The 3,086-nt window shown below is 30.9% G+C and carries 4 protein-coding genes and 1 riboswitch; of the genes, 2 read left to right on the top strand and 2 right to left on the bottom strand.

Translation table 11 applies throughout. The features are described from left to right. Positions 1-191, top strand: a 191-nt coding sequence (locus ACI3VO_RS11970) for an ATP-binding protein (protein WP_439758136.1), incomplete at its 5' end; no start/stop codon positions are given. A gap of 69 nt (positions 192-260) precedes the next feature. Here ACI3VO_RS11970 and ACI3VO_RS11965 read toward each other — a convergent pair. Beyond that, on the bottom strand, positions 261-1,631 hold the full coding sequence (locus ACI3VO_RS11965; protein WP_439758135.1) for an alanine/glycine:cation symporter family protein: 1,371 nt from the start codon (positions 1,629-1,631) through the stop codon (positions 261-263). A gap of 184 nt (positions 1,632-1,815) precedes the next feature. Continuing rightward, positions 1,816-1,909, bottom strand: a riboswitch (glycine riboswitch). Positions 1,910-2,329: 420 nt separating this feature from the next. Between ACI3VO_RS11965 and ACI3VO_RS11960 the strand changes: the two genes are divergently transcribed. Continuing rightward, a complete protein-coding gene (locus ACI3VO_RS11960; protein ID WP_439758134.1) occupies positions 2,330-2,782 on the top strand; it encodes a type II TA system antitoxin MqsA family protein in 453 nt (150 codons plus the stop codon). A gap of 45 nt (positions 2,783-2,827) precedes the next feature. Here ACI3VO_RS11960 and ACI3VO_RS11955 read toward each other — a convergent pair. Beyond that, positions 2,828-3,086: DUF6483 family protein (locus ACI3VO_RS11955; protein WP_439758133.1), on the bottom strand; the 259-nt coding region annotated here is incomplete at its 5' end.

The following is a 3,086-nucleotide window of genomic DNA, read 5'->3' as shown; positions in this document are numbered from 1 at the left end:
AAATAATGGAGAGATTTAAAAGGGCTGACGAGTCTAGAAATACTGAAGGTAGCGGTTTAGGTCTTGCTATAGCTAGGGATTTAGTTAAGCTTCAAGGTGGAAATATGACTATAGATATAGATGGAGATCTATTTAAAGTAACAGTCGAAATGGATGAATATACACCGATTAGTTTATCTAAAGATAAATAATTATAAAATAATAAGGAGCTCCAGATGAATTTGAAATCTATCTGAGCTCCTTATTTACTAGCTAAAGTTTTAGCTGGCTTTTTTATTTTGAGATTTATCTAAAGATTGTAAGTGATCCATATAAAGCTTTGTTTCTGATATAACTACAGGTGATAGAGCAAGTAAAGCTATTAAATTAGGTAGAGCCATAAGACCGTTGACTATATCAGCTATAATCCAAACCATTTCTAGTTTTAAGAAGGCTCCAAGTAGTACCATTACTACGAATAAGCATCTGAAAATATTTATTTTCTTAGCACCGAATAAGAACTCGAAGCATCTTTCACCGTAGTAGCTCCATCCAAGAATAGTTGTGAAGGCAAATAAGCTAAGACTTACAGTTAAAAATAGTGGTCCGAAAGTTGGAAGAACACTTGCAAATGCTGCTTGAGTCATTATAGCTCCATTTAGTTCACCTTGCCAAACACCAGTTATTATTAGAGAAACACCTGTTAAAGTACAAATTATTATACTATCTATAAAAGTACCAGTCATTGATATAAGACCTTGTTCTGCTGGCCATTCAGTTTTTGCAGCTGCAGCAGCTATAGGAGCACTACCAAGACCAGATTCATTTGAGAATACACCACGAGCGATACCATTTCTGATTGCCATAGCAACTGTTGCACCTAAGAAACCACCAGCAGCGGCTTGACCAGTAAATGCGCTTTTGAATATTAAAGCAAAAGTTTGTGGTATTAAATTATAAGAACCAACTAATATTGTTAAACAAATTGCTATATAGATAACTGTCATAAAAGGAACTACCTTAGTTGCGACATTTGATATACTTTGAAGTCCGCCAAATACTACTAATGCAACTAATACTGCAAGTACAACACCTACTATTTTAGGGCTTATACCGAAAGAACTATTTACAGCTTCTGTGATTGAGTTTACTTGTGAAAATGTACCTATACCTAAAAGGGCAACTAATATACCACTTACTGCAAAGAATATTGCAAGAGGTTTCCATTTTTGTCCCATACCATTTACTATGTAGTACATTGGTCCACCTGAAATTTGTCCATTTGAGTCTTTTGATCTAAATTTTATAGCAAGTAAGCCTTCTGAATATTTTGTAGCCATTCCGAAGAATGCAGCAAGCCACATCCAGAATAATGCACCAGGTCCACCAGCTTTTATAGCTGTAGCAACACCTACGATATTACCAGTACCAATTGTAGCAGCTAAGGCTGTACATAGAGCACCGAAGCTTGATATATCACCGCTACCGTTGTTTTCAGCTTTGAATATTAATTTTAAAGCCTTTGGAAGCTTCACTATTTGTATAAGTCCAAGTCTTACTGTGAAGTAGATACCAGTACCTACTAATAAAACTAATAGGGGAGGTCCCCAGATAAAACCATCGATTGAATTAAGTAATTGTAAGAAATCCATAAAAAACACTCCTTTTAATGTAAAATATTTTGTGAAATCAAATAATCTTTTATGAATTTAAGGTAAATATAAAAAATATAATTGCTAGTATAAATTATCCGTAAAATAAAAAATACTAAATCGTCGACTCGATTTAGTACAGGATAATGTATACAAATTAGATTGAAGTATTAGATAAATACTTTCGTGCATCTCTGTCCTTTTGCCTGAGAGATTGAGCTAAATGCTTTTGCCCCTTCGGCGCCTTAATTAAATAAGGTCTCTCCAGAGTATCCTATACATTACAGTCACACTTTATATAATAAAGTACCTGAGAGCGTTACTCCTTCGGTGTGTCATTACGACAACTCTTCTGTAAAGTTTCATCAGATTATTGATTTGTTGTTTGTAACATAGATGATATAGCAGGAGGAAAATTTTGTCAAATGGTTTTTTATACATATAAATATTATTAGAAGAATAATATGATTTTAAAAATTTTGAAAAATTTATAAAGTAAAATGATTTTGTAGTTGGAATTTAATAAAATAAAGGTTTAGATAAAAAAGTGGATTTTGATTTAATAAAATATAATGAAGGTTATTTTAAAAATTTAGATAAAAAAATAAAAAAAATTTTTAAAAAGTTTTAAATTTTATAGTAAAAATATATTTATTTGATAAAATTAATTCTAAAAAAGTGTGATAGGAGATAATATTATGTTTTGCCCGATGTGTAATAAAAATGTAAATTATAAAATAATAACTGAGACAATCGATGAGTATAGAGGATATAAGGTAAATGTAAAACAAAATATTGCGGTATGCGATAATTGTGGAGAGAGAATATATGTGTCTGAACTAGAAAATCAAAATTTAAAAAGTTTATATCAAAAGTATAGAGATATGTCAGGAATTATATCGCCAGAAGATATAGTTGAATTTAGAGAAAAATACGAAATATCTCAAGAAGAGTTAGTGAATATACTTGATTGGAGGAAAATGACTATAAATAGATACGAAAGAGGTGGCTTACCAAATCAAAGCCATAGCGATATATTAAAGCTTATAATGAAAAATGAGAACTATTTTAAAGAAAAGATTCAAGAAGCTTATAAAGATAAGAGAATAAGTCAAAAAACTTATAATAATATCCTGCAAATTGGTCAGTAAATATAAAAATCCTAGCTATTAAAGGCTAGGATTTTGACTAAATATTTAATTCAAATTTATACCATACTCAGCTGACAAGTCGTGAAGTCCCTGTTCGATTTCCTCTCTAGTATAATTATGCTCCTCCAAAGTCTTATCATCAAGTCTATTCAAATTAGTATAAAAATCAATGCCGACTCTCAAATACTCGATATTGCTTCTATCGACCTCGTCGAACAATAAATTTTCAGCCTCGTTGATTTTACCTTCTGAAACTAATTTATTCAATTTATTATATAAAATATCAGTTTCGCTTTGAGCATTT

The sequence above is a fragment of the Intestinibacter sp. genome (assembly GCF_051866655.1).
Lineage (GTDB): Bacteria > Bacillota > Clostridia > Peptostreptococcales > Peptostreptococcaceae > Intestinibacter.
This window is presented reverse-complemented; position numbering and strand designations above follow the sequence as displayed.